This window comes from Streptomyces hesseae (assembly GCF_031845785.1).
Taxonomy (GTDB): domain Bacteria; phylum Actinomycetota; class Actinomycetes; order Streptomycetales; family Streptomycetaceae; genus Streptomyces; species Streptomyces hesseae.
Genome location: NZ_JAVRFI010000091.1, coordinates 1 through 315 on the forward strand (window position 1 = coordinate 1; position 315 = coordinate 315).

Here is a 315-nt window from a genome sequence, read left to right on the forward strand (position 1 = left end):
TGCGCGGGCATTCGTTCGAGTTCCGGATCAACGGCGAGGACCCGGGCCGCAACTTCCTGCCCGCCCCCGGCACCGTCACCACCTTCGCCCCGCCCACCGGCCCCGGCGTCCGCCTCGACGCAGGCGTGGAGACGGGCAGCGTCATCGGCCCGGCCTGGGACTCCCTCCTCGCCAAGCTGATCGTGACGGGCGCGACCCGTGAGCAGGCCCTCCAGCGCGCCTCCCGCGCCCTGGCCGAATTCCAGGTCGAGGGCATGGCCACCGCCATCCCCTTCCACCGCGCGGTCGTCACCGACCCGGCCTTCACCAGCGACC

1 pseudogene is annotated in these 315 nt (G+C 74.0%); it reads left to right on the forward strand.

Features of this window, described 5'->3' with window-relative positions:
- A pseudogene (locus RM609_RS34340) lies at positions 1-315 on the forward strand (acetyl-/propionyl-CoA carboxylase subunit alpha); the annotation flags it as partial.